Origin of the sequence: Streptomyces albus subsp. albus, from assembly GCF_000725885.1 — a bacterium.
Lineage (GTDB): Bacteria > Actinomycetota > Actinomycetes > Streptomycetales > Streptomycetaceae > Streptomyces > Streptomyces albus.
Genome location: NZ_JODR01000009.1, coordinates 36,420 through 61,650, shown reverse-complemented (window position 1 = coordinate 61,650; position 25,231 = coordinate 36,420). Strand labels below are relative to the sequence as shown.

The following is a 25,231-nucleotide window of genomic DNA, read 5'->3' as shown; positions in this document are numbered from 1 at the left end:
CCGGGGCCGTGGAAGGCTCAGGCCCCGGCGCGCGGGGGACGGCCGTCGTCCTCGTCGTCGGGAAGGCGGCAGACACGCTCCAGGAAGAGAGCGGCTGCTATCACGGCGATACCGGCGACGGCGGCGAGACCCGCGTAGAGCGCCTGGCCGGCGCGGGCCGGGACGTCGGCGCGCTCCAGGCCCAGAAACACGCCGACGCCGCCGTACATACCCGCGACGAGCGCGGCCACCAGGGCGCTGGCCTGTCCGAAGAGCACCGCGCGGGCCGCCATCATCGGATCGACACCCTTGGCGTCGGGCACCCTCTCGCGCTGGGCCTTGAGCCGGGAGCGCAGTGACAGCGCGGTCGCCAGCAGGACGGCGGCGATGGCGCCGAGCACGATGGGCGCCGCGACGGGGACGCCCGGCAGGGTGCCCAGCGAGTCCCAGAGCCGTGCGCCGCCCCACGAGAGCACCCCGGCGACGACGAAGAGCGCCGCCAGGGTGCGGACACGGAGTTGGTTCATGGCGTTTCCACCTCGCGGGTGCGGTCCTTGGCTGCTGCTGCGACGGGCGGATGCACGGGCTGCGGCGCTCAGGCGGGCAGGACGAGTTCCAGATCGGCGCGGGCGGTGACGCCCTCGGTGCCGAGTGCGGCCAGCAGCTCCTCGACGCTGCCGCGGCCGGGCAGTTCGGCGGCGGGGTCCACGTCGTGCCACGGCACGAGGACGAAGGCCCGCTCGTGGGCCCGCGGATGGGGGAGGGTCAGCTCGGGATCGTCGGAGACGACGCCCTGGTAGGCGACGATGTCCACATCGATGGGGCGCGGTCCCCAGCGCTCCTCGCGCTTGCGCTCCAGGGCCTCCTCGATGGCGTGGCCGCGCTCCAGGAGGGAGGCCGGCGGCAGGGTCGTCCTGATGACGATGACCGCGTTGAAATAGCTGGGCTGGCTGTCCGGGTCGACGCCCCACGGCTCGGTCTCGTAGACCGGGGAGACGGCTTTGACCTTGAGCCCGGGGGTGTCGGCGAGAGCGTCCACAGCGCTCTGGAGGCTCTCCAGCCGGTTGCCGAGGTTGCTGCCCAGGGAGAGGACGGCGGTCTTCGGGTCGTGGAGCGTGGTGTCCGCCGCGTCCACCTGCTGCACCACCGAGGCGGGTACCGGCTGTACGGTCGGGTCACTGTTCGGCGTCATGCGCGGCTCCGCTTGATAGTGATGGTCACGTCTTCGAAGGGGACGGTGATCGGGGCGTCCGGCTTGTGGACGACCACCTCGACCTCCTGCACGGCCTCGTGCCGCAGACAGGTGTCGGCGATCCGCTGGGCGAGCGTCTCGATGAGGTCGACCGGCTCGCCTTCGACGACCGCGACGACCTCCTCGGCGACGACGCCGTAGTGGACCGTACGGGACAGGTCGTCGCCCGCGGCGGCGGGACGCGTGTCGAGGCCCATGTCGAGGTCCACGACGAAGGTCTGTCCTTCCTCGCGTTCCCTGGCGAAGACGCCATGATGCCCACGCGCCGTGAGGCCGCGCAGTGCGACGCGATCCACGCGCATCACTCCCGTCGGTCGTACGAGTACATGCCGCCGGGCGCGGCACGTGGTCGAATCTACCTGCGTGCTCGGCGGCTCGCGGCGCCGCCTACCCCACAGCGCCCGGGGCCACGCGGACATTCCCGGGCTGTCTCGTGCCGCACGTCGAACGGGTGGCGGGGGAGCGGGGGTTACGGGCGGGGGAGTCGCACCGCCGTGCCCGGCCGCTGTGGATGCGCCGTGCGCCACCGCTGTGTGCGCACCGCCGGCGCCGCCGCACGGAAGCGCACGACCTGCTCACCGGCGCGCGTCACCGTCCACCGGCGGGCGCCGAGGGCCGCGGGCGGGCGTCGCCGTCCACCGGTGGGTTCGCCGGTGGTGGGCGGGTGTTGCCGTCCACCGGTGGGTGTCGCCGGTGGTGGGCGGGTGTTGCCGGTCTCCGGTGGGTGTTGCCGTCCGTCGGCGGGTGTTGCTGCTCGGAAGTGCCCGGCCTGGTCAGCGGCGCGTGTCGCCGGGCACCGGTGGGTGTCGCCGGTTGTCGGTGGGTGTCGCCGTCCACCGGCGCGCGTCGCCGTTCACAGCTCGATGTCGCCCTGGCCCAGATCCGATTCGTCCTCGCCGTCGTCGTCCTCGTCCTGTTCGACGAGGACGGGCGAGCCGTGGTGGGCCCACAGTTTCCACTCGCCGCTCTCGGTGCGGTGGAAGACGTTGGTGGCCACGACCAGCCCGCCCACCAGCGGCCCGGCCGAGCCGTCGGCCTCCGCGGGCCCGCCGCTGAGGATGTTCTCGGTGCAGCTGACCACCGCGGTGTCACCCAGTACGGAGACCTCCACGTCCGTGAGGAAGAACTGGACGTAGTCGGTGTTCGCCATGATCAGCGCGTACGAGCGCAGCACCTCGCCGCGGCCGGTGAGGACCGGCCAGCCGGGGTGGACGACCCGCACCCCGGGCACGTCCTCCTCCTCGGCGTCCGTCAGGCCGCCGAAGGTGACCGTCGTCCCGGTCTCCGCCTCACCCGTCGCCGTCTCGGCGCCGCCGCCCAGCCACATCCGGGAGAGGGCCTCGATGTCCCCCCGCTCCACCGCGTCGTACAGGGCGGTGTTGGCGGCCTCCACCGCCTCGATGTCGGCACGGGCGTCGCTCACCGGGGTGCCTCCCCGACCGGGCGGATGCCCGGCAGCGCCTCGGCGGCCGACTCGACGGCGCGGGCGACCCGTACCGCGTCGGCGCTGGCCCGCACCTCGTGGACCCGTACCGCCCAGGCGCCCTCGCGGGCCGCGAGCGCGGAGACGGCCGCCGTGGCCGCGTCCCGCTCCCGGGCGGGCGGCGGGGCTGCGTCCGCCGCGTCGGCCAGCACCCGGCCGAGGAACCGTTTGCGCGAGGCCGCCACCAGCAGCGGCCGGGCCAGCTCGGCGCGGAGCCGGGAGAGCGCCGCCACCAGTGCCAGGTCGTGCTCGGCGCGTTTGGCGAAGCCCAGGCCGGGGTCCACCACGATGTGCTCGGGGGCGATGCCGCCGTCCACCGCGCGGCGCACCGAGTCGGTCAGTTCGCCGATCACTTCCCCGACCACGTCGGTGTAGACGGCACGGTTGTTCATGTCGATGCTCTGGCCGCGCCAGTGCATCACCACGAAGGGCACCCGCGCCTCGGCGACGACCGGCACCATGCCGGGGTCGGCCAGGCCGCCGCTGACGTCGTTGACGAGTACCGCGCCCGCCTCCACGGCGCGGGCCGCGACCGAGGAGCGCATGGTGTCCACGCTGACGACGACGCCCTCACCGGCCAGTCCGCGCACCACCGGGAGCACCCGGCGCAGCTCCTCCTCCTCGCTCACCCGCGCGGCGCCGGGCCGGGTGGACTCGCCGCCCACGTCGACCAGGTCCGCGCCCTGGGCCACCAGGTCGAGGCCGTGTTTGACCGCGGTCTCGGTGTCGAACCAGCGCCCCCCGTCGGAGAACGAGTCGGGGGTCACATTGACCACACCCATCACAGCGCAGCGGTCCCACTCGGGGAGGCCGTCCACGCGGCCCCGCACTCTCGCACCCATGTGCCCAGGGTAGGCGCACGCCCCCCGGAGCCCGGGACCGCCACCGCGTCCCGCCCGCTCGCCCATTAGCCGGCGGACCCGTCGCCTCCGGCCGGTCCGCCGCGCCCCGCGGGGCCGCCCCGTACCGCGGCGGGCCCGTCCTGCCCGACGGGTCCGTCCGGGTGGTCCGGCTCCGGCTTGTGGAGCGGAACCCGCTTCCCGGTGACGCTGTGTTCGCCGGTCGTGCCGCTGCGCTCGGGGTCCGTACCGCTGCCCTTTGGGGCCGTACCGCTCGGCTCGGGGGCCGTACGGCTGTCCTCCGGGTCCGTTCCGGCCTGCTCCGGGCTCGTCCCGCTCGGCTCCGGGGCGGGGGCGGTCGGCCGGTTGTGCGCCGTAGGCCGGCCGTGTGCCGTCAGCCAGCGCTCGGGGGGCGCCGTGCGCCGTCCGGTGCGGGAACGCTCCGCCTGTGCGGCCAGCAGGGCGCGGGCCTCGTCCTCGTCGCGGAGGCGGGCGCACACCTGGCCGTTCGCGCCGTGGTCCACCCAGATGTCCGCCAGCCGGTGGCGCCGCTCCCACGGCCCCTGGGCGAGCCGGACACTCTGCACCTTGCCGTGCGGGACCAGCCCGGTGCGGCGGGTGAGCAGCCCGTGCCGGGCGACGAAGACGCTCGGGGTGACGCCGTGGCCGTAGCCGCGCCGGACCAGCGGGGCGCACCAGCGGGCCCGCCGGGGCACGGCGCGGGTCGCCGCCACGGCGGCGTCCAGGTCGACGCCGGGCAGCACCCGCGCGAGCACCCCGGCCGCGTCCTGCCAGGGGGCGACGGGGATCAGCACACCGCCGCGCTCGTCATCGTCGTCCGAGCCGCCGGCACCGGCCACCTCCAGCTCGACCCGCACCCAGCGGCGCCGCCGCCACAGCAGCGGCTCCACTATGCGTACGGCCTGGACCCGGCCGGGCGGCACCGTCGCGTGCTGCCGGTCGAGCAGGCCCGAGTCGAGGCGGAGGCCGTCGGGGGACTCGGCGACGGTCCAGTCGAACTCGCGCAGCACCCGCCCGGCGCCGCCCGTCCAGAAACCGCCGGCCAGCGGGAGGGCCGAGGCCAGCGCGGGCCACACACTGTCCGTGGCCAGCCAGAGCGCCGCCGGCACGATCAGCAGCGCGGCCAGCATCCCCCACGCGGTGCCCCGCAGCAGCACGCTCAGCACGAGGGTGCGCAGCGGGACGCGCAGCAGCTCGCGGGCCGGCGCCTCACCGGCCTGCGGGGCCGCGTCGGGGGCGATCCCGGCGGCGCGGGCCAGCAGCTCGGCGCGGAGGGCGACGGCCTCCCGCTCGCCCAGGTAGGCCAGCTCGTCCTTGGCCTCGGTGCCCACCGCGTCGAGCTTCAGCTTGGCGACGCCCGCCACCCGGGCGAGCAGCGGCCGGGCGATGTCGATGGCCTGGATACGGTCCAGCCTGATGTGGGCGGTGCGGCGGAAGAGCAGCCCGGTGTGGATGCGCAACTCGGTGTCGGTGACCAGATAGCTGGTGCACCACCAGGTCAGGAAGCCGTACGCGGCGCCCGCCGCCAGCAGGGCCAGCAGCCCCAGCACCAGCCAGCCGGCGGTCAGCTGACCGGACCACTCGCGGGCCTGCTCCGCGTCGTGGACGACGAACGCCAACAGCGCGGCCAGTGGTGCCCAGGCCCGCCGCCAGGGGGTGACCGGGTGCAGCCGGTTGCCCTCGGGGCGACGGGGAAGGAAGCGCGGCCCCCGCGCGGGGGCGTCGTCCCGGGCGCTCACAGGCCCGCCGACCGGGCCTCGCCCAGCTCGGTGAGCCGGTCGCGCAGCCGTTCGGCCTCCGCGGGTGCCAGTCCGGGGATGGTGGCGTCGGTCGTCGCCGCGGCCGTGTGGAGCTGGAGCCGGGCCAGACCGTAACGCCGCTCCAGCGGGCCGGAGGTCACCTCGACCAGCTGCATCCGCCCGTACGGGACCACCGTCGTCTCCCGCCACAGCACGCCCCGCGAGACCAGCAGGTCGTCGGCGCGTTCCGCGTACCGCCACGAGCGCCAGTTGCGGGCCAACGCCCCCCAGCCCCAGGCGGCGGCTGCCAGCGGCAGCAGCGCGCACAGCGCCCACACGGGGGCGAGCAGCAGGGCCGTCGCGACGGCGGTGGCCACGGCCAGCGGCAGCAGGCAGGCCAGCAGCACGAACCGGCGCAGCGGCAGCAGCGCCCGCTCGACGCCGCGCCACTCGGTGCCGTCGTCGGCGCCCCCGCCCGCGACGGGCGCTGCGGTGGCCGCGTCCTCGGCGGACGGTCGGAGTGTGGGGTCGGTCATACGTTCAGCGTAGGAGCGGGCGGCGGGAGGCCGTGTCCGTCTGAAGGAGGAAGCTGACAGGATGAGCGTCATGACTCAGACGGAGACGACCGTTGGTATCGGCGGGGCTGCCGAGAGCACCGACATGGTGCTCAACATCGGTCCGCAGCACCCGTCCACGCACGGTGTACTGCGGCTGCGGCTGGTGCTGGACGGGGAGCGCATCGAGCGGGCCGAGCCGGTCGTCGGCTACATGCACCGGGGCGCGGAGAAGCTCTTCGAGGCGCGCGACTACCGGCAGATCATCGTGCTGGCCAACCGTCACGACTGGCTGTCGGCGTTCTCCAACGAGTTGGGCGTGGTCCTCGCCGTCGAACGGATGCTCGGCATGGAGGTGCCGGAGCGTGCCGTGTGGACGCGCACCCTGCTGGCCGAACTGAACCGGGTGCTCAACCATCTGATGTTCCTCGGCTCCTACCCGCTCGAACTGGGCGGGATCACCCCGGTCTTCTACGCGTTCCGGGAGCGCGAGGAGCTCCAGAACGTCATGGAAGAGGTCTCCGGCGGCCGGATGCACTACATGTTCAACCGGGTCGGCGGCCTCAAGGACGATCTGCCGGCGGGCTGGCGCGACCGCGCCCGGCAGGCCGTCGCCGCCGTACGCGGCCGGATGCACACCTTCGACGACCTCGTGCTCGGCAACGAGATCTTCCGCGGTCGCACCCGCGGCGTGGGCGTCCTCAGCCCCGAACTCGTGCACGCCTACGGGGTCAGCGGCCCCCTCGCCCGCGCCTCCGGCGTCGACTTCGACCTGCGGCGCGACGAGCCGTATCTGGCCTACGGCGAACTCGGCGACGTACTGCGCGTCGTCACCCGCACCGAGGGCGACTGCCTCGCCCGGTTCGAGGTGCTGCTCGACCAGGTGCACAACTCCCTCGACCTCGCCGACGCCTGCCTCGACCGGCTGGCCGAGCTGCCGCCCGGGCCCGTCAACCAGCGGCTGCCCAAGGTGCTCAAGGCCCCCGAGGGCGCCACCTACGCCTGGACGGAGAACCCGCTCGGGCTCAACGGCTACTACCTGGTCTCCAAGGGGGAGAAGACCCCCTACCGGCTGAAGCTGCGCTCGGCCTCGTTCAACAACATCCAGGCCCTCACCGAGCTGCTGCCGGGCACCCTGGTCGCCGACATGGTGGCGATCCTCGGCTCGTTCTTCTTCGTGGTCGGCGACATCGACAAGTAGGCCGGCGGGCGGCCCCGGGACTCGCCCCCGGGCGCCGGTGCCCGTGGGCTGTGCCGGGCCCGGCCCGCCCCCCGGCTCAGGAACGGGAGCCGGTCGAGCCCTTGCCGCGGCCGAAGAAGTCGAAGGCGCCGGTGTCCCCCGCGGAGCCGTCCGGATCGGCCGCCTCGCCCTCCCGCTGGTCGCCGGACGCGGTCGCGTCCGACGGCTTCTGCTGCGGGGGGACGGGCGAGGCGGGAGCACCCGGGCGCGGCGGTGCGACGGGGGACGCCGGTGCGGTACGGCCTGCGGCGGGGCCCCGCAGCGCCGCGAAGGCACCACCGGGCCGGGTGCCGGGGGCGGGACGGCCGCCGCCCGGCCGGGCCTCCGCGGACCGCGACTCGCCGGACTGCGACTCGCCGGGCTGGGCGCCCTCGGGCCGGGTTTCTTGGGGCTGGGTTCCTTGGGGGTGGGTGCTCTGGCGCTCGGCGCCGTCGGGCTGGGTGCTCTGGGGCTGCGCGCCGTCGGGCTGGGTACCCGGGGCCGGTGTTCCGCCGGGGTGGCTTCCCTCGGGCCGGGGGCCGGGCGCCTGGGGCCCGGGGGCCGGCGAAGCGGTGGGGTGCGCCTCCGCGGGGGGCATCCCTGCCCGGTGCGTCTCCGCGGGGTGTGCTCCTGTCGGGCGCGCCCAGGTGGGCTGCTGTCCGGTTGCGGGGCGCTGTCCCGCTGCGGGGTGCTGCGCCGTCGGCTGCCCGGCCGGTTGTGCGGGGGCCTGTGGTGCGGGCCGCCGGGCCGTCGGCTGTTGTGCGGGGAACTCACGGGTGCCGGGTGCCTCGGCCGCCGACTGCTGCCCGGCCCGCTCCTGCGGGGGCTGTGCCTGCGGGCTCTGCTGCTGTTCGGCCTCGTGCTGGGTGGTCTGTGCCCGTGCGGCTCGTTCCTGTGCGGCTGCCGCCGGCTGAGCGGTCGGTGCCGGGGTGGGCTGCCCCTGCGCGGGCTGCCCCAGCGGGGTCTGCTCCTGCTCGGTTGTCGACTGCTCGGCTGTTGTCTGCCCGGCCGGTGTCCGAGCGGCTGACGTCTGCTCCGTCGGTGTCTGAGCGGCTGGTGCCTGCGTGGAGGACCACTGCCCGGCCGGAGCCTGCGGGGGCTCCTGCGCGGACGGCTCCGAGAGTGTTGCCGCCCCTTCGGGCTCGGCCCCTTCGGGTGCTGTGCCCTCGGCCGTCGGTCCTGCGGGCGCCCGCCCTGTGGCCGCGGCCCCTTCCGCCGTCGCGGGCCCGGTCGCCGGTGCCTGCGAAGCGCTCGGCGACGAGGCCGGGGCGTCGGGGCCCGGACCCTTGCCCGGCGCGGCGTGCTTGCGGGCCGACGGCGGCACCGGCGAGGCGGGGGCGGCCGGGCGCGGGACCGGACGGCCCAGAGCGGGGACGCCCTGGGCGGGGCGGAGCGAGGCCGCGGACGCCGGGGCCGGATCCGTCGTCGGCTCGGACCCGCCGGACGGGGCCGAGCGCCGCGCCTCCGACTGGCGTGCGGCGTTACGGGCCAGACCGTTCAGCGCCTCGTTGGCCTGCCGGTAGGTCAGCGGCGTGGGTGCGCCGGCGCTGTCGCGGTGGTCGGTGGCGCCGGTGGTCAGTGCCAGACCGGTGGGTCCGGCGCCGCCGCCCAGTTCCAGCCGCCGCCGGCCCTCCAGGGCGCTGGCCCGTTGCGTCTGGGCCTGCGCGTAGCGGCGCAGCAGATCGGCGTGCTCGGAGCGTAGCCTGGCCAGTTCGGCGCGCTTCGCGCGGAGCTTGCCGTTCAGCTTGGCGCGCATCTCGCGCAGCTCCTCCGCCTCGCCCTCCAGCTCGGCCTGCTTCTCCTCGGCCCGCCACGCCGTGCTGGCCATCCGCGCCTTGAGGTCGCCGACCTGCTTGCCGGCTGCCCGGTCCCAGCGGCGCAGCAGCACGCCTCCGGTGACGGCGGCGGCTGCCGCGGCGGCGGTCAGCGCCCGCAGCAGAACGGTGTCCAGATCTGTGACGCCCGGCTCACCGATCAGCCAGGCACCCCCGGCGCAGGCCAGCGCGGCCACCGCTACCGCCGCCGGGGGGAGGAGGCGGTGCAGCGGCGGGGAATGGCGATGACGTCCACGTGGCATGGCTGGGAATTTACCGTGTGCCCCTGTGGGGACGACACCGGACGAAGGGTATGAGGCGGGCCGTCATGCCAGCCCCTTGTCCTTGAGGTACGCGTCGGCGACGTCGGCGGGCTTGAGGCGTTCCTGGTCAACCTTGCGGTTGAGCTCGGTGAGGTCCTTCGTCGTCAGGGTCCGGGTGAGCTTGCCGAGGGCGTCGGCGACCTTCTTGCCGCCGGCGTCCTTCGCGTTGACGACGGGCAGTACGTTGTCGGCGTTCTGGAGCTTCTTGTCGTCCTTGAGCAGGACCAGACCGAACTGGCCGAGGGTGGCGTCGGTGGTGGTGGTCAGCACCAGCTGGTCCTTGCCGTCCTTGACGGCCTGCTTGGACTGGCTGGTGCCGACGCCCTTGGGGTCGATGCCCTCCACCTCGATGCCGTACGTCTTCTCCAGCCCGGGCCGGCAGAAGGGGCGGGTCTCGCACTCGTCGCCCGCCGCGATGGTGACGCTCTGCTTCGAGGCGCCCAGGTCGCTGAGCGTCTTGAGCTTGTGCTTCTCGGCGTACTTTCCGGCCACCGCGAACGCGTTCTGGTCGACCGCTTTGCCCGGGTCGAGCACCTTCAGACCGCGTGGGGCGGCCAGCTTGCGCAGCGCCGCGACGGTCTTGCCGGTGTCGGGCGAGGCGACGGGCTCGGCCTTGGGGCCGTTCTTCTTCGCGTTGAGGAACTCGGCCATGGTCGCCGCGTACTCCGGTACGACGTCGATACGGCCCTTCTCCAGCTCCGGCTCGTACAGCTCGCGGTTCTTGACCTTCTTGACGCTGGTCTTGTAGCCGGCCTTCGTCAGGACGCCGGAGTACAGCTCGGCGAGGATCTCGGACTCGGTGAAGCCCGCCGAGCCGATGACGAGGCCGCCCTTGCCGGTGCCTGACGCGCTCTTCTCCTCCAGGTCGCTGCCGGAGCAGGCGGTGACCACGAGCGTCAGTGCGGCGAGGGTGCCGCCCGCTGCCAGGGCGCGGCGGGCGCCCGGCCGCTGCGGTCGCCGAGGGGGTGCGGTGCGGGTGAGGGTCATGGTGCGTCCATTCGTCCGGGTGTCGTGTGGGGCCGGCCCGCCAGGTCAGGCCGTGGAGCGGGCGGGGGCCGCCGCCGTCTTGTCGGGGCCGGCGCCGCCGCTGCCGTGCCGGGTGCCGTCCTCGGGGTTGCTGTCCGGTGCGGGAGCCGCGCCGCGCTGCCGCCGCCGCATCGGGTCCAGCAGTCGTTCGGCCAGGGTCAGCAGGCGCTCCACCAGCAGGGCCAGGACGGCCACCAGGAGCGCCCCGGCGACCACCTGCGGCGTGTCGTAGTTGCCGAAACCGGCGGTGATCAGCCGCCCGAGGCCGCCGCCGCCCGGCAGCGCGGCGAGGGTGGCGGTGGCCACCAGCTGGACGGCGGCGGTCTGGATGCCCGTCATGATCAGCGGCAGGGCGAGCGGCAGTTCGACCTGGCACAGCAGCTGCCGGCCCGTCATGCCCATTCCGCGTGCCGCTTCGACGACCTCGCGGTCGGCCTGCCGGATGCCGGTGTAGGCGTTGGTGAGCAGCGGCGGCAGTGCGAACAGCACCAGTGCCACGATCGTCGCCCAGTCCCCGTACCGGCCCAGCGGGCCTATCGACAGGAGCACCAGGACGGCGAAGGTGGGCACGGCGCGGCCCGCGTTGGACAGGTTCACCGCCAGGGCGCCGCCGCGTCCCACATGGCCGAGCCACAGTGCGGGCGGCAGCGCGAGGGCGCAGGCGAGCAGCAGGCACACGCCCGTCAGATACAGGTGTTCGCCCAGCCGTTGGAGCACTCCGCCGTTGCCGGTCCAGTGGGATGCGGTGGTCAGCCACGCCACCACGTCGGTGATCACGCCCATGGCCGCTCAGCCCGCCTTCCCCACGAGGTCCTTCTTCGGAGTGGCCCCTCCGGCGGTCGCGGGGGCCGCCGGGCCCTTCCGTCGTGCGGGCCGGCCGCCGCGCCGCCGGGTGCCCGTCCTGGTCCAGGGGGTGAGGGCGCGCTGGAGGCCCAGCAGCAGGAGATCCGCCGCGACGGCGAGGAGGACGCAGATCAGCGAGGCGGTCAGCACCTGCGCCTTGAAGTAGCTCTCCATGCCGTCGTAGACGAGGTTGCCCAGTCCGCCGTAGCCGACGATGGCGCCGATCGTGGTCAGCGACACCGCGGTGACGGTGGCGATCCGCACACCCGCCAGCAGGGCGGGCAGTGCCAGCGGGAGCTCCACCTCGATCAGCAGCCTGCCGGGCCCGTAGCCCATGCCGCGTGCGGCTTCCCGGATCTCGTCGGGCACCGCCTCCAGACCGGCCAGGATGTTGCGCACCAGCACGGTGAGCGAGTACAGCACCAGGCCGGTCACCACCACGGCGGCCGACAGGCCGAAGACGGGCAGCAGCAGCGCGAACATGGCCAGGGACGGGATCGTGTAGAGCACCGTCGTCACGGCGAGCGCGGGCGCGCGCGCCTGCCGCCAGCGCCGGGCGGCGACGGCCACCGGCAGTGCCAGCAGCAGGGCGATGACGATGGCCGCCGCCGTGATCCAGACGTGTTCGACGGTGGCGTCGAGCAGTTCACTCTGCCGGGTGCGCAGGTACTCCCCGCACAGCCAGTCGTTCCGTGCCAGGCAGCCTCCGGGGCTGCCCGCTGCCATGCCGCTCACGTCCGTCACCTCCCCGTGCCGTGCGGTCCTCGTCAGTGTCGGCGACCCTAACGCGACAGACTGACAATCGGTCCGCAGTGGCGTACCCGTGTAACGCGCTGTTCATCCCATGGGGAGCGACGGAAGGCGAGGATGGGGACATGATTCGCTTCGAGAACGTGACCAAGCGGTACGCCGACGGCACCGTCGCGGTCGAGGGGCTCTCCTTCGAGGTGGCCGAAGGAGAGCTGGTCACCCTCGTCGGGCCCTCGGGCTGCGGGAAGACCACCACGATGAAGATGGTCAACCGGCTCATCGAACCCACCGAAGGCCGCATCCTGGTCGACGGCGCGGACATCGCCGGTGTCGAACCCGTCGAGCTGCGGCGCCGGATGGGTTACGTCATCCAGCAGACGGGGCTCTTCCCGCACCGCACCGTGCTGGACAACACGGCGACCGTCCCGCACCTGCTGGGCTGGCCCAAGGCACGGCGGCGCGAGCGCGCCCGCGAACTGCTCGACCTGGTGGGCCTGGACCCGTCCGTCTACGGCGACCGCTACCCCGACCAGCTCAGCGGCGGTCAGCGGCAGCGGGTGGGCGTGGCACGGGCGCTGGCGGCCGACCCGCCGGTGCTCCTGATGGACGAGCCCTTCGGCGCCGTCGACCCCGTGGTGCGCGAGCACCTGCAGAACGAGTTCCTGCGACTGCAGTCGCGGCTGCACAAGACGGTGCTGTTCGTCACGCACGACATCGAGGAGGCCGTCCGTCTCGGCGACCGCATCGCCGTCTACGGGGAGGGCCGCATCGAACAGTTCGACCGCCCGGCGAGCGTACTGGGCGCCCCGGCGTCCCCGTACGTGGCGGACTTCGTCGGTGCCGACCGCGGCCTCAAGCGGCTCTCGGTCACCCCGATCGAACACGGCGACCTGGAGGAACCGCCGACCGTCCACCTCAGCGACCGGCTCGACAAGGCCGCCGAACGGATGGCGAGCAGCGGCGCCCGCTGGGCCGTGGTGCTGGACGACGCCGACGAACTGCACGGCTGGGTGTCGGCCGGGGTGGTGGCCGGTGCCGGGCAGGAGAGCGGCACGGTGGGCGACCACGCCCGCCGCATGGAGGCATGGCTGCCGCTGGGCTCCTCCCTCAAGCAGGCGTTCAGCACGATGCTCCAGCACGACGCGGGCTGGATCGCGGTCCTCGACAGCGCCGACCGCTTCGTCGGCGTCCTCACCCCGGCCCGGCTGCACGCGGCACTGCGCCGCTCCGTCGGCGCGGACGCACGCGATCTGGACCGGGAGCAGGTGGCACTGGAGTCCATCGAGGACTCCTGAGAACCGTGCCCTTGGAGCGGGTTTCGTCCCGGAGGGAGGGCCGCCGCCTGGAGGGGGACTTCAGTCCCGGAGGGGGCTGGCACCTGGAGGGGAATTTCAGTCCCGGAGGGGGCTGGCGCCTGGAGGCGGATTCCGCCTCGGAGGCGCGCCTCGCCCCGGGAGGCACGCCCGTGAGGCGGACCGGCCCCTGGACGCGAAGCCCGACTTCGGATGCGCAGCCCGCGTCCGGGTGCGGAGCCCGCTCCTGGACGAGAAGCCTTCGCCCGGACGCGAGGTCCGTTCCCGTACGCGAGGTCCGCTCCTGGACGCGGAGGCGCCCCAGACGCTGATTTCGCCTCGGAGGCGCGCTCGCCCTGGACGTGAAGCATGCCCTGCACGTGAAGCACGCCCTGGACGTGAAGCACGCCCTGGACCTGAAACCGCGCCCCTGTACGAACTGGCTCTGGACGTGAAACCGCGCCCCCGGACGTGAACCGGCCCCGGACGGAAACCAGCCCCCTGGGCGCAACCCCGCTCCGCCCGGTGAGCATTGACACCGTCCGCGGCGCTGTGCTGCACTCGCCCGCATGATCGGAACGCGCGGCCACCTGTGGCGGAGGGTCCACCTGGACCTGCTCCGCTACGCGGGCTGCGTGTGTCTGCCGTCCTGCTGATCGCATTCCGCGCCCCTTTCGGGGCTTCCTCCGCGTGGGCCGCCGTGCCGTGGCCGCGCACCTCCACGATCACCTCCAGGACGGTTCCCGTGTCCCTCACCCCTGTCTCCCGGCCTGCCGTGCCCGCCGCGCCGGCGACGGCCCCCGCACCGGCCGGCCCCACCGAGGCCGCGCTCCTCGCGTTCGTCCGCCGTGTCGCCGCCGACGACGCCCTCGTCTCCTCGCTGCCGCTCGACCCCGAAGGCCGCACCTGGCTGCGGCTGGCCGGGCCCGAGGGCAGTGAGGCGTGGCTCATCGGCTGGCCGCCGGGCACCGGCACCGGATGGCACGACCACGGCGGCTCCCGGGGCGCCTTCGCCACCGCCCGCGGCACCCTCACCGAGCACGCCCTGGCCGCCCGGCTGCCCACCGAGGGCTGGAAGACGCTCCAGCTGGCCGACGGCATCGACCGCAGCCGGCGGCTGGGCGAGGGCCGTGGCCGGGCGTTCGGACCGCACCATGTGCACGAAGTGCTCAACGGGACGCCGGACGAACACGCCGTCTCCGTGCACGCCTACTACCCGCCCCTCCCCCTGATGCGCCGTTACAGCCGTACGGGTGATGTGCTGCGTCTCGAAGAGGTCGAGCGCCCCGGGGAGTGGGAGTGAGTGCCGGCGCGGCGAGCCGGGTGGACGCCCTGCTGGCGGAGGCCCGCAGCGGACTGGCCCGGCTGACGCCCCACCAGGCGGCTGCCGCGCAGCGCGACGGGGCGCTGCTGGTGGACATCCGGTACGCGGCGCTGCGGGACCGGGACGGTACCCTCCCCGGCGCCCTGGTGGTGGAGCGCAACGAACTGGAGTGGCGGCTCGACCCGACCTGCCCCCACCGGGCGCCGCAGGCCACCGGGAGCGCGCTGTTCGTGGTCGTCGTCTGCGACGAGGGGTACGCGTCCTCGTTCGCGGCGCGTTCCCTGCACCGGCTGGGCCTGCGCCGGGCGACCGACCTGGCCGGCGGCTTCCAGGCGTGGCGCGCGGCGGGCCTGCCGGTGCTCCCACCGGCGCGGGGCACCTGAGAACCGGACGGGGATCAGCCCGGGAAGGGCGCCGGGCAGTCCCGTTCGGTCACCAGCCAGCCGAAGCCGCCCAGTCCGCCGGCGTCCAGCAGTTCGGCGGCCTCACCGGCGGCGCTCAGGCCCCGTACGTAGGCCGCGGGGTCGCTGCCGGCCAGGGAGAGGGCGGGGCGGCGGCCGGTGATGCCGAGCGCCTGGAGGGCGGCGCGCTGGGTGAGCAGTCTGGTGGTGCCGGGCGCCGCGTCGGCGACGGAGTCGAGGGCGACGTGTGCGGTCACGTCGCAGGAGCCGTCGGGTACGGGGGCGCACGGGCGGCCCGCGCGGTGTCCGGCCAGGGTGCCGAAGGGCGGGCGGGTGTCACGGGTGTGGGCGTAGTCCACGGCGACGGCCACTCCGCGGTGCAGTGCGGCGGCGGCTTGCGCCCAGGCGGTGTCGCGGGGGTGGCCGATCTCGGCGCGGGCGCCCGGCCCGGCGCCGGTCAGCGGCCACCAGCGGTCCAGCCACGCGGCGTCGCTCCCGGTGGGGACGGGGCCGGGGTGCTCGGTGCCGTCCGGGGCGACCAGCAGGATGCGGGGGGTGCCGTGCTCGTCGTTCTCGGCGATGTCGAGGGGCACGTTGTCGAGCCACTCGTTGGCGAAGAGCAGCCCGGTGACGGTGCCCGGTGCGGGGAGCCGGTCCTGCCAGCCGACGGCGGGGTCGAGCCCGGCGGGCCGTGCCCGGCGTTCGACGGCGAGGGGGCGCAGCCGGGCCCGTACGTCGGCGCCCGCCGCCTCCCGGTCGCCCAGCGCGGCCAGCACCCCGGCGAGGAGTTCGCCGCCGCCCGCGCCCACGTCCACCAGGTCGAGCCGCCGGGGTCGGCCCAGGGCCTCGTCCAACCGCAGCAGGAGCCGGGTGACGGCCTCGGCGAACAGGGGGGAGGCGTGCACGGAGGTGCGGAAGTGGGCTTGGGGGGCGTGCCGGGTGTAGAAGCCGCGCGGTCCGTAGAGCGCTTCTTCCGTGGCGGCGCGCCATCGGGACAACTCGGGGAGCATGGGCCTCACCGTATGTGCGGACGGACATCCTCCACCTTGGGGAGTAGGCCGGGCGGACCGGATCGGCCGTCCGGCTGACCCCGGGACGTGCTCGGCCTGCATACGCTGGGTTACGTGAACCGCCTCTACGATTTCATCCGCAGGCATCCCACTTCGGTGGACAGCCTCTGGGCTGCGTTCCTGCTGATGCTGTCGTCGGTGTGGATCCTGGCCAGTCTGACGGCGCCGCCAGAGGCGTCGGAGGGGCTCGCGCAGGGGCGCTGGGAGAAGATCGCGATCGTCCCGGTGTCGCTGGCGCTGTCGGTGGTGGTGGCGTTGCGGCGCCGGGCCCCGGAGAAGATGCTGCTGCTGGCCACCGGTACGGGCCTGGCGCAGGTGGTCACGGATCTGAGCCCGTTCCCGGGCGATTTCGCGTTCCTGGTCATCATCTTCACCGTCGCCTCCCGGCACACCCGCTGGGCGTCCCGTTTCGCCCTGGCGGGCGCGCTGCTGTCGCCCACCATCAGCCAGCTCCGCTGGCCGAACGAGCACGCCGATGTGACGGGCAAGATCTTCGGCACCCTCTTCCTGACGCTGGTGTTCGTGATGGCGTGGGTGCTGGGCGATTCGCTGCGCACCCGCCGCGCCTACTACTCCCAGCTGGAGGAGCGGGCCAGGAGGCTGGAGAAGGAGCGCGAGGCGCGGGCCAAGGTGGCCGTCGCGGCCGAGCGGGCCCGTATCGCGCGGGAGCTGCACGACGTGGTGGCGCACAACGTGTCGGTGATGGTCGTCCAGGCGGACGGCGGCGCCTACGTGCTGGACAGTGCGCCCGAGCAGGCCCGCATGGCGCTGCAGACCATCTCCGGCACGGGCCGCCAGGCGCTCGCGGAGATGCGCCGCCTGCTGGGGGTGCTGCGCAGCGAGGACGGCGGCAAGCGGGACGGGGGCGAATATGTGCCGCAGCCCGGTGTGGAGCAGATCGCGGAACTCGTGGAGCAGGTGCGCGGTGCCGGGCTGACGGTCGATTTCGCCGTGGAGGGCACTCCGCATCCGCTGCCCAGCAGTGTGGAGCTGACCGCCTACCGGATCGTCCAGGAGGCGCTGACGAACACCCGCAAGCACGGCGGGCCGGACGTCGGGGCGACGGTGCGGCTGCGCTACACCGACGACGCGCTCTCCGTCGTCGCCGAGGACGACGGCCGCGGTGCACAGCGGGAGCTGTACGAGGAGGGCGGCGCCGACGGTCTCGGTCACGGGCTGATCGGCATGCGGGAGCGGGTCGGTATGGTCGGCGGCGCGCTGGAGGCCGGGCCCCGGTCGGGCGGCGGCTTCCGGATCTGTGCGGCTCTGCCCCTCAAGGGCGCCGACTGACACCGGGCCCGTCCTGTGGAGCCCGCGCCGCCACGCCCGTGCCCCCGACCCGACCGACCCCGCCGCCCCGAGACCCGACTGACGCCCCGCCCTCCCGGACCCCTCCCTCCCGCCCGATCCCACCTCCAGGGCCCGACCGGCCCCGCTACCCGAAGGACCGAAGAATGACCATCCGTGTGATGCTCGTCGACGACCAGGCGCTGCTGCGCACCGGCTTCCGCATGGTGCTCACCGCCCAGCAGGACATGGAGGTCGCGGCGGAGGCGGGTGACGGCGCGGAGGCGCTGGAGATCCTGAGCCGCACGCCGGTGGACGTCGTGCTGATGGATGTGCGCATGCCGAACGTGGACGGGGTGGAGGCGACCCGCCGCATCTGCGAGGACGGCGAGGGCGGGCCCGGTGACCCCAAGGTGCTGATCCTGACCACCTTCGACCTGGACGAGTACGCCTTCTCCGCGCTCAAGGCGGGCGCCAGCGGCTTCATGCTCAAGGACGTGCCGCCCGGCGATCTGCTGGAGGCCATCCGCGCGGTGCACAGCGGCGACGCGGTGGTGGCGCCCAGCACCACGCGGCGGCTGATCGACCGGTTCTCCTCCGTGCTGCCCGCGACCACCGCCGAGCCGGTCGCCAAGGAGCTGGAGCGGCTCACCGAGCGCGAGCGGGAGGTGCTCACCCTGATCGCCCAGGGGCTGTCCAACGGGGAGATCGCCGCGCGTCTCGTGCTGTCCGAGGCCACGGTCAAGACCCATGTGGGCCGCATCCTGGCCAAGCTGGGGCTGCGGGACCGCGTGCAGGCGGTCGTCCTCGCCTACGAGACGGGCCTGGTGCGGGCGCGGGGCTGACGGCAGGGCGCCGTGCCCCGCCGGTCACCGCAGCACCGTCTCCAAAAAGTCGCTGCCCAGCCGTCCCACGACCTTCAGGTCCAGCTGGTACTGCACGTACCGGCCGCGCCGCCGGGCGGTGATCAGTCCGGCGCGCTTGAGCACGGCCAGGTGCCGGGAGACCTCCGGGGCGGAGAGCGAGTAGTGGTCCGCCAGCTCGCCCGTGGTGTAGGGGGCTCGCGCCAGGTTGCGGCACAGCTGCATCCGCATGGGGTGGGCGAGGGCTTCCATGCGGAGTTTGAACTGTTCGACCGAGAGCGGCGCCTGCATCTCGGGCGCGGCGATCGGGTAGTGCACGACGGGCCGCCAGCCGTGCCGGTGCAGCACCAGCAGGTGCGGCCACTGGTGGACGGACGGTACGAACGTGACGCCGGGGCCGACCTCGGGGTCCACGGCGGTGGTGCGGGCGCTGGAGAGCTTGTCGGCGTCGATGACGGTGCGGTGCTCGTCGGTCGAGAGGGCCGGTGAGACGGCCTCCAGGGTCGCGGCCAGTCCCCGCCGGCGCAGCAGTTCGGTCTTCTGCCGGGCGTCGGCGGCCAGTTGCTGCCGTACCCGGTTCCAGGTGTCCGCGAAGAACGCCTGCTCACAGTCCTCGAACAGGCGCCTCACCCAGGCGCGGACGGCCGGCGGGTCGGCCAGCAGCCACTCGGTGAACTGCCGTTGCTGCGGCCCGCGCGCGGACGCCAGCTCGACCGCGCGGTCGCGCAGCACCGGATCGGTCAGCGGTGACGTCAGCGCGTCGGCGCCGTACAGCGCGCTGCACGTGAACTCCAGCGCCGCCGAGACGAAGTCCTCGTCCTCCAGCTTGTCGAGCAGGTCCAGGTCCTCGGCGAGCGTCGCCCCCGGCCGGCCGGAGGAGTCCCGCACACCGGCGAAGCCCATCATGATGTCCGAGAAGGTGGTGCGCCACAGGAAGTCCGCCTCGCTGAGCCGGTCCGCCAGGTCCTGGGGGAGTCCGGCGTTGACCGCGGTGGCCCAGCCGCGTACGCCGGGGTGGTGGCCGGGCTCCGCCAGGGTGTGCAGCGCGGTGCCCAGTTCGGCCAGCGGGGACGGCGCGAAGACGATGCGCTCGTCCGGCAGTCCGGCGATGTGGATGGTGACGCTCATGCTTCCATCCTCCCGCCCTGGTCAAGTGTGGTGCGCCACGTTGCACTCCCCCTCTTCCGGGCGCTGTTCCTTCCCCGATTGACGGGACTCGTCAATCGGTGCCCTGTTGATTGACGGCCCCCGTCAATCCGCGTGCCGGTGGCCCGGCCGGGGCCGCAGTGTCGTCGGCATGAGCATGTATGAGCAGTACGCACTGGACAGTTGGCGGCTCAGCTCCGACGGGCAGGCGCCGCCGCCCGCCCCCGGCAGCCACGAGGCGAAGCTGCTGCGGGCGTGGTGGGTGGCCCGCAGGGAGGCACGGCGCGCATGGGGCGACGAGGCGCCGGCGGGGCGTGGCGCGGGGGTCCCGGCCGTCGCCCCCCGGCCCCTGAAACGCCGCGCCCGGAGGGCTTAGCATGGCGGGGTCTCGTCCGGTACCGGCCACTGAGCGGACCGGAACGCATACGGAAGGTCACTTTCGTGAACCCACAACACCCTCGAACCCCGGGCGCGGACGGCCGGGAAGAGCCCGCGGGAGGGCCGGGCCCGGCAGCCGCGCGGGCCCAGGACCGCCCGGCGCGGCTGTCCGTCGGTGTCGTCGGCGCGGGCCGGGTCGGCCCCGCGCTGGCGGCGGCCCTGCAACTGGCCGGGCACCGCCCGGTCGCCGTCTCCGGTGTCTCGGACGCCTCCCGCCGCCGCGCCGCCGAGCTGCTGCCCGGCGTGCCCGTGGTGGACCCCGACGAGGTTCTCGCCCGCAGCGAACTCGTCCTGCTGACCGTCCCCGACGACGCGCTGCCCGGCCTGGTGGCCGGGCTGGCCCGCACCGGGGCCGTACGCCCCGGGCAACTGGTCGTGCACACCTCCGGCCGGTTCGGCCTCTCCGTGCTGGAGCCCGCCCTGCGCGCCGGGGCGCTCCCCCTGGCGCTGCACCCGGTGATGACCTTCACCGGGACCGCCGTGGACGTGCAGCGGCTCGCGGGCTGCTCGTTCGGGGTCACCGCGCCCGAGGAGCTGCGACTGGCGGCCCAGGCACTGGTCATCGAGATGGGCGGGGAACCCGAGTGGATCCCCGAGGAGTCCCGCCCGCTCTACCACGCGGCCCTCGCCATCGGCGCGAACCACCTGGTCACCCTCGTCAACCAGTCGATGGAACTGCTGCGCAGCACCGGTGTGCAGGCACCCGACCGGATGCTCGGCCCGCTGCTGGGCGCCGCCCTCGACAACGCGCTGCGCTCCGGCGACGCCGCACTGACCGGCCCGGTCGCCCGCGGGGACGCCGGAACCGTCGCCGCGCACGTCGAGGAACTGCGCCGCCACGCGCCGCAGACGGTGCCCGGCTACCTCGCGATGGCCAGGGCCACCGCGGACCGGGCCCTCGACCACGGCCTCCTCAAGCCCGAGTTGGCCGAACCCCTGCTCGACGTCCTCAACGACGCCCCGCGTGACGGCGCGGCCGGGCGGGGACCGGACGGGACGCAGGGCCCCCCGGGCGGCGGGGAAGCGGACGGCGACGGGGAGGCGGGCGCATGAGGCCGCGCATCGTCACCACGGCCGGCGAACTGCGTGCGCTGCCCCGGGACGGCGAACGCGCCGTCGTCATGACCATGGGAGCCCTGCACGAGGGTCACGCCGCACTGGTGCGCGCCGCCCGCGACCGTGTGGGGCCGCACGGGCAGGTCGTCGTCACCGTCTTCGTCAACCCCCTCCAGTTCGGCGCCGGCGAGGATCTGGACCGCTACCCGCGCACCCTGGACGCCGATGTGGAGGTCGCCGGCAAGGAGGGCGCCGACGTGGTGTTCGCGCCGTCCGTCGAGGAGGTCTACCCGGGCGGCGAACCCCAGGTGCGCATCACCGCCGGGCCCATGGGCACCGTGCTGGAGGGCGCCAGCCGGCCCGGGCACTTCGACGGGATGCTCACCGTCGTCGCCAAGCTCCTCCACCTGACGGCCCCCGACGCGGCGTTCTTCGGGCAGAAGGACGCCCAGCAGCTCGCCCTCGTCCGCCGCATGGCGCGGGACCTCAACTTCCCCGTCGAGATCGTCGCCGTCCCCACCGTCCGCGAGCCCGACGGCCTCGCCCTCTCCAGCCGCAACCGCTACCTGGACACCGGCGAACGCGCCGACGCCCTGGCCCTCTCCCGGGCCCTGCGCGCCGGCGAGGAGGCCGCCTCCCGGGGGCCCGCGGCGGCCGAACGGGCGGCCCGCGAGGTGCTGGAGCGGGCCACCGGACTCGACGTCGACTACGTGGCGCTCGTCGACCCGGCGAGCTTCACCCCGGTCACCGGCGACACCTGGCGGGGCGAGGCCGTCCTCGCGGTGGCCGCCCGCGCCGGCACCACCCGGCTGATCGACAACGTCCCGCTGCGGTTCGGAGACGCACGATGACCCCTGGCAGGCCGCCCGCGCCCACCCCCGGCATAGGCACCGGGCCGCTGACCGCACCCCCGCCGGGCTGGGCCCTCGACGCGGACGTGGTCGTCGTCGGCTCCGGCGTCGCCGGGCTGACCGTCGCCCTGCGCTGCGCCGCACGGGGCGCCCGCACCGTCGTCGTCACCAAGGCCCGCCTGGAGGCCGGCTCGACCCGCTGGGCGCAGGGCGGCGTGGCGGCGGCGCTCGGGGACGGCGACAGCCCCGCCGAGCATCTGGCCGACACCCTGGAGGCCGGCGCGGGACTGTGCGACGAGGAGGCCGTACGCACCCTCGTCACGACGGGGCCCGCGGCCGTCCGCCGGCTCATCGCGGCGGGTGCCCGGTTCGACACCTCGCCCGCGACCGGCGGCCTCGCCCTCACCCGTGAGGGCGGCCACCACCGTGACCGCATCGTCCACGCGGGCGGCGACGCCACCGGAGCCGAGATCTCCCGCGCCCTGGCCGAGGCCGTACGCGCACAGGGCATCCGCACGGTCGAGAACGCCCTCGTCCTCGACCTCCTCACCGACGCCGACGGCCGCACCGCCGGCGTCACCCTGCACGTCATGGGGGAGGGCCGGCACGACGGGGTCGGCGCCGTCCACGCACCCGCCGTCGTGCTGGCCACCGGCGGCATGGGCCAGGTGTACGCCGCCACCACGAACCCGGCCGTCTCCACCGGGGACGGCGTCGCCCTGGCCCTGCGCGCCGGCGCCGAGGTCTCCGACCTGGAGTTCGTCCAGTTCCACCCCACGGTGCTCTATCTGGGGCCGGATGCGCAGGGCCAGCAGCCGCTCATCTCGGAGGCCGTACGCGGCGAGGGCGCGCACCTGGTCGACGCCGCCGGGGAGCGCTTCATGCGGGGCGCCCACCCGCTGGCCGAGCTGGCCCCCCGCGACATCGTCGCCAAGGGCATCATGCGCCGCGCCGCCGCCCAGGGCACCGACCACATGTATCTGGACGCCCGGCACTTCGGCGCCGCCATGTGGGAGCGCCGCTTCCCCACCATCCTGGCCGCCTGCCGCGCACACGGCATCGACCCGGTGACCGAGCCCGTACCGGTCGCCCCCGCCGCGCACTACGCCAGCGGCGGCATCCGTACGGACCTGGACGGCCGCACCACTGTCCCCGGCCTCTACGCCTGCGGCGAGGCGGCCTGCACCGGCGTGCACGGCGCCAACCGGCTGGCCTCCAACAGCCTGCTGGAGGGGCTCGTCTTCGCCGAACGCATCGCCGAGCACATCGCGCGCGCCCCGGAGCGCCCCGAGGCGGTGCCGTCGCCGCGAAGTCCCCACGGCGGCCCGGGGACGCCGGAGAGTGCCGCCCCTGCGGCGACGGCCCTGCTCCCGGCGACGGCCCGTCCCCGGATCCAGCAGCTGATGACACGCGGCGCCGGCGTCCTGCGCAGCCGCCGCTCCCTCACCGAGGCCGCCGCGGGACTGGCCGCCCTCACGGAGGGCGGCGAACGCCCCGAGCCGGGCGTCGAGTCCTGGGAGACCACCAATCTCCACCTGGTCGCCCGGGTCCTGGTCGAAGCGGCCCTCCGCCGCGAGGAGACGCGGGGCTGCCACTGGCGTGAGGACCATCCCGACCGGGACGACACCGCCTGGCGCCGCCATCTGATCGTCAGTGCGGCGCCCGGCGCACCGCTGTCGGTCCGCACCACGCCCTCGACCGCCTTTCCCCCGGTCCTCACCACAGCAGACACGCCCAAGGAGCACCAGTGACCGACGACCTCCCCCTCCTCCAGATCGGCAGGGGCCCCGCGCCGCAGGGCGGTGCGGAGGCAGGCGGCTGCGGCGACGCCTGCGGCTGCTCGGCCGACGCCGCGTACGAGACGGGCCTCGACCCGCTGGAGTGCGGTCTGGACCCGGACCTGGCGCAGCTCCTGATGGACGCGGGGCTCGACCCGGTGCAGGTCGAGGACATCGCGCACCTGGCGGTCGAGGAGGACCTGGACCGCGGCGTGGACGTCACCAGCGTGGCGACCGTTCCGGAGGACGCGGTGGCCACCGGCGACTTCACGGCCCGGGAGGCGGGTACCGTCGCCGGCCTGCGCGTCGCCGAGGCGGTGCTGTCCGTCGTCTGCACGGACGAGTTCGAAGTCGAACGACACGTGGAGGACGGCGACCATGTGGAGGCGGGACAGAAACTGCTGACCGTCCGCACCCGCACCCGGGACCTGCTGACGGCCGAACGCAGCGCGCTGAACCTGCTGTGCCGGCTGTCCGGCATCGCGACGGCCACCCGCGCGTGGGCGGACGCCCTTGAGGGCACCGGCGCCCGGGTGCGCGACACCCGCAAGACGACACCCGGCCTGCGCGCCCTGGAGAAGTACGCCGTGCGGTGCGGCGGCGGCGTCAACCACCGCATGTCGTTGTCCGACGCGGCACTGATCAAGGACAACCACGTCGTCGCGGCGGGCGGGGTCGCGGAGGCGTTCGCGCGGGTGCGCGCGGAGTTCCCCGACGTGCCCATCGAGGTCGAGGTGGACAGCCTCGACCAGATCCCGCCCGTGCTGGACCAGGGCGCCGAGCTGATCCTGCTGGACAACTTCACCCCCGGGATGACCGCCGAGGCGGTCACGCTGGTCGCCGGCCGGGCCCGGCTGGAGTCGTCCGGGCGGCTGACCCTGGCCAACGCCGCCGAGTACGCCGCCACCGGGGTGGACTACCTCGCCGTCGGGGCACTGACCCACTCCTCGCCGATCATGGACATCGGCCTCGACCTGCGAGAGGAGCACGCCTGATGCTGCTCACCATCGACGTGGGCAACACCCACACCGTGCTCGGCCTCTTCGACGGGGAGGAGATCGTCGAGCACTGGCGGATCTCCACCGAGGCCCGCCGCACGGCCGACGAACTCGCCGTGCTGCTCCAGGGGCTGATGGGCATGCACCCGCTGCTCGGTGACGACCTCGGCGACAACATCGAGGGCATCGCCATCTGCTCCACCGTCCCCTCCGTGCTCCACGAACTGCGCGAGGTGACCCGGCGCTACTACGGCGACATCCCGGCCGTCCTGGTCGAGCCGGGCGTCAAGACGGGCGTGCCGATCCTCATGGACAACCCGAAGGAGGTCGGCGCCGACCGCATCATCAACGCCCTCGCCGCGGTCGAGCTGTACGGCGGCCCGTGCGTGGTCGTGGACTTCGGTACGGCCACCACGTTCGACGCGGTCTCCGCACGCGGCGAATACGTCGGCGGGGTGATCGCACCCGGCATCGAGATCTCCGTGGACGCACTCGGCGTGCGCGGCGCACAGCTCCGCAAGATCGAGATCGCCCGGCCGCGCAGCGTCATCGGCAAGAACACGGTCGAGGCCATGCAGTCCGGCATCGTCTACGGCTTCGCCGGCCAGGTGGACGGCGTCGTCAACCGCATGGTGGCCGAACTCGCCGACGACCCCGACAGCCCGGAGAGCCTGGACGAGGTGACCGTCATCGCGACGGGCGGACTCGCCCCGATGGTCCTCGGCGAGTCCACCGTCATCGACGAGCACGAGCCCTGGCTGACCCTGATCGGCCTCCGCCTCGTCTACGAGCGCAACGTCAACCGCCTCTGACCGGCTCCCCGCCTGCCGGCAGGGGCGGTCCCGTCATCCGCTCCGGGACGGGGTCACCCGAAAGGAGGGCGGA

The 25,231-nt window shown here is 74.4% G+C and carries 26 protein-coding genes; 13 read left to right on the top strand and 13 right to left on the bottom strand.

Features of this window, described 5'->3' with window-relative positions:
• Positions 1 to 17 precede the first annotated feature (17 nt).
• The 7 genes from IO40_RS0111395 to IO40_RS33430 all read right to left on the bottom strand — a co-directional run bounded on the left by IO40_RS0111395 (position 18) and on the right by IO40_RS33430 (position 5,849).
• Positions 18 to 506: a DUF3180 domain-containing protein gene (locus IO40_RS0111395; RefSeq protein ID WP_016472923.1), complete on the bottom strand. Its 489-nt coding sequence runs from the start codon at positions 504 to 506 to the stop codon at positions 18 to 20.
• A gap of 68 nt (positions 507 to 574) precedes the next feature.
• Complete coding sequence (folK, locus tag IO40_RS0111390) at positions 575 to 1,171, bottom strand: 2-amino-4-hydroxy-6-hydroxymethyldihydropteridine diphosphokinase (protein ID WP_016472922.1); 597 nt, start codon at positions 1,169 to 1,171, stop codon at positions 575 to 577.
• A complete protein-coding gene (folB, locus tag IO40_RS0111385) occupies positions 1,168 to 1,527 on the bottom strand; it encodes a dihydroneopterin aldolase (RefSeq protein ID WP_016472921.1) in 360 nt (119 codons plus the stop codon). The genes folK and folB overlap by 4 nt, the downstream gene beginning before the upstream one ends.
• A 557-nt stretch (positions 1,528 to 2,084) precedes the next feature.
• A complete protein-coding gene (locus IO40_RS0111380) occupies positions 2,085 to 2,654 on the bottom strand; it encodes a nuclear transport factor 2 family protein (RefSeq protein WP_016472920.1) in 570 nt (189 codons plus the stop codon).
• Positions 2,651 to 3,532, bottom strand: coding sequence for a dihydropteroate synthase (folP, locus tag IO40_RS0111375; protein ID WP_041968592.1), 882 nt, complete (start codon positions 3,530 to 3,532; stop codon positions 2,651 to 2,653). Before folP ends, IO40_RS0111380 begins: the two co-directional genes overlap by 4 nt.
• 89 nt (positions 3,533 to 3,621) lie before the next feature.
• Positions 3,622 to 5,313: a PH domain-containing protein gene (locus IO40_RS0111370; RefSeq protein WP_033229950.1), complete on the bottom strand. Its 1,692-nt coding sequence runs from the start codon at positions 5,311 to 5,313 to the stop codon at positions 3,622 to 3,624.
• Positions 5,310 to 5,849 carry a PH domain-containing protein gene (locus IO40_RS33430; protein WP_016472917.1) on the bottom strand — a complete coding sequence of 180 codons (540 nt, stop codon included), beginning with the start codon at positions 5,847 to 5,849 and terminating at the stop codon, positions 5,310 to 5,312. The genes IO40_RS0111370 and IO40_RS33430 overlap by 4 nt, the downstream gene beginning before the upstream one ends.
• Positions 5,850 to 5,919: 70 nt before the next feature.
• Between IO40_RS33430 and IO40_RS0111360 the strand changes: the two genes are divergently transcribed.
• Positions 5,920 to 7,068, top strand: a complete 1,149-nt coding sequence (locus IO40_RS0111360) for an NADH-quinone oxidoreductase subunit D (RefSeq protein WP_030409632.1) — start codon at positions 5,920 to 5,922, stop codon at positions 7,066 to 7,068.
• 76 nt (positions 7,069 to 7,144) lie between these two features.
• Here the strand turns inward: IO40_RS0111360 and IO40_RS36875 are convergent, their stop codons facing one another.
• The 4 genes from IO40_RS36875 to IO40_RS0111340 form a co-directional block, all read right to left on the bottom strand.
• Positions 7,145 to 9,163, bottom strand: a complete 2,019-nt coding sequence (locus IO40_RS36875) for a hypothetical protein (protein ID WP_135567171.1) — start codon at positions 9,161 to 9,163, stop codon at positions 7,145 to 7,147.
• 63 nt (positions 9,164 to 9,226) lie between these two features.
• Entirely contained in the window at positions 9,227 to 10,210 is a 984-nt protein-coding gene (locus IO40_RS0111350) for an ABC transporter substrate-binding protein (protein WP_033229952.1), read from the bottom strand.
• Positions 10,211 to 10,255: 45 nt separating this feature from the next.
• On the bottom strand, positions 10,256 to 11,032 hold the full coding sequence (locus IO40_RS0111345; protein ID WP_031175352.1) for an ABC transporter permease: 777 nt from the start codon (positions 11,030 to 11,032) through the stop codon (positions 10,256 to 10,258).
• A gap of 6 nt (positions 11,033 to 11,038) precedes the next feature.
• On the bottom strand, positions 11,039 to 11,818 hold the full coding sequence (locus tag IO40_RS0111340) for an ABC transporter permease (protein ID WP_030409629.1): 780 nt from the start codon (positions 11,816 to 11,818) through the stop codon (positions 11,039 to 11,041).
• Between the two features lie 149 nt (positions 11,819 to 11,967).
• On the opposite strand from IO40_RS0111340, the gene IO40_RS0111335 reads away from it, so the two are divergent.
• The 4 genes from IO40_RS0111335 (at position 11,968) to IO40_RS0111320 (ending at position 14,841) form a co-directional block, all read left to right on the top strand.
• Positions 11,968 to 13,137: an ABC transporter ATP-binding protein gene (locus tag IO40_RS0111335; RefSeq protein WP_030409628.1), complete on the top strand. Its 1,170-nt coding sequence runs from the start codon at positions 11,968 to 11,970 to the stop codon at positions 13,135 to 13,137.
• Between the two features lie 566 nt (positions 13,138 to 13,703).
• A complete protein-coding gene (locus IO40_RS39795; RefSeq protein WP_359506255.1) occupies positions 13,704 to 13,790 on the top strand; it encodes a putative leader peptide in 87 nt (28 codons plus the stop codon).
• 119 nt (positions 13,791 to 13,909) lie between these two features.
• Positions 13,910 to 14,437: a cupin domain-containing protein gene (locus IO40_RS0111325; RefSeq protein ID WP_041968604.1), complete on the top strand. Its 528-nt coding sequence runs from the start codon at positions 13,910 to 13,912 to the stop codon at positions 14,435 to 14,437.
• On the top strand, positions 14,434 to 14,841 hold the full coding sequence (locus IO40_RS0111320) for a rhodanese-like domain-containing protein (RefSeq protein ID WP_016472909.1): 408 nt from the start codon (positions 14,434 to 14,436) through the stop codon (positions 14,839 to 14,841). The genes IO40_RS0111325 and IO40_RS0111320 overlap by 4 nt, the downstream gene beginning before the upstream one ends.
• Positions 14,842 to 14,855: 14 nt before the next feature.
• On the opposite strand, the gene IO40_RS0111315 is transcribed toward IO40_RS0111320, so the two are convergent.
• Positions 14,856 to 15,869, bottom strand: a complete 1,014-nt coding sequence (locus IO40_RS0111315; RefSeq protein ID WP_033229954.1) for an SAM-dependent methyltransferase — start codon at positions 15,867 to 15,869, stop codon at positions 14,856 to 14,858.
• A gap of 114 nt (positions 15,870 to 15,983) precedes the next feature.
• Between IO40_RS0111315 and IO40_RS0111310 the strand changes: the two genes are divergently transcribed.
• Both IO40_RS0111310 and IO40_RS0111305 read left to right on the top strand, forming a co-directional pair.
• Positions 15,984 to 17,219: a sensor histidine kinase gene (locus IO40_RS0111310; RefSeq protein ID WP_030409624.1), complete on the top strand. Its 1,236-nt coding sequence runs from the start codon at positions 15,984 to 15,986 to the stop codon at positions 17,217 to 17,219.
• A gap of 164 nt (positions 17,220 to 17,383) precedes the next feature.
• Complete coding sequence (locus IO40_RS0111305) at positions 17,384 to 18,061, top strand: response regulator (protein WP_016472906.1); 678 nt, start codon at positions 17,384 to 17,386, stop codon at positions 18,059 to 18,061.
• A 24-nt stretch (positions 18,062 to 18,085) separates the two neighbouring features.
• Here IO40_RS0111305 and IO40_RS0111300 read toward each other — a convergent pair whose 3' ends face one another.
• Positions 18,086 to 19,207 carry a DUF5937 family protein gene (locus tag IO40_RS0111300; protein ID WP_016472905.1) on the bottom strand — a complete coding sequence of 374 codons (1,122 nt, stop codon included), beginning with the start codon at positions 19,205 to 19,207 and terminating at the stop codon, positions 18,086 to 18,088.
• A gap of 169 nt (positions 19,208 to 19,376) precedes the next feature.
• On the opposite strand from IO40_RS0111300, the gene IO40_RS35745 reads away from it, so the two are divergent.
• The 6 genes from IO40_RS35745 to IO40_RS0111275 all read left to right on the top strand — a co-directional run bounded on the left by IO40_RS35745 (position 19,377) and on the right by IO40_RS0111275 (position 25,158).
• The gene (locus IO40_RS35745; protein ID WP_016472904.1) at positions 19,377 to 19,601 is read left to right on the top strand and encodes a hypothetical protein; all 225 of its coding nucleotides are present in this window, start codon (positions 19,377 to 19,379) and stop codon (positions 19,599 to 19,601) included.
• Between the two features lie 65 nt (positions 19,602 to 19,666).
• Positions 19,667 to 20,716, top strand: coding sequence for a Rossmann-like and DUF2520 domain-containing protein (locus tag IO40_RS0111295; RefSeq protein WP_031175351.1), 1,050 nt, complete (start codon positions 19,667 to 19,669; stop codon positions 20,714 to 20,716).
• The gene (gene panC / locus IO40_RS0111290; protein ID WP_016472902.1) at positions 20,713 to 21,570 is read left to right on the top strand and encodes a pantoate--beta-alanine ligase; all 858 of its coding nucleotides are present in this window, start codon (positions 20,713 to 20,715) and stop codon (positions 21,568 to 21,570) included. Before IO40_RS0111295 ends, panC begins: the two co-directional genes overlap by 4 nt.
• A complete protein-coding gene (locus IO40_RS0111285) occupies positions 21,567 to 23,321 on the top strand; it encodes an L-aspartate oxidase (protein ID WP_016472901.1) in 1,755 nt (584 codons plus the stop codon). Before panC ends, IO40_RS0111285 begins: the two co-directional genes overlap by 4 nt.
• Positions 23,318 to 24,343: a carboxylating nicotinate-nucleotide diphosphorylase gene (nadC, locus tag IO40_RS0111280; RefSeq protein ID WP_031175350.1), complete on the top strand. Its 1,026-nt coding sequence runs from the start codon at positions 23,318 to 23,320 to the stop codon at positions 24,341 to 24,343. The genes IO40_RS0111285 and nadC overlap by 4 nt, the downstream gene beginning before the upstream one ends.
• Complete coding sequence (locus tag IO40_RS0111275; protein WP_016472899.1) at positions 24,343 to 25,158, top strand: type III pantothenate kinase; 816 nt, start codon at positions 24,343 to 24,345, stop codon at positions 25,156 to 25,158. Before nadC ends, IO40_RS0111275 begins: the two co-directional genes overlap by 1 nt.
• The last annotated feature ends 73 nt before the right edge of the window (positions 25,159 to 25,231 follow it).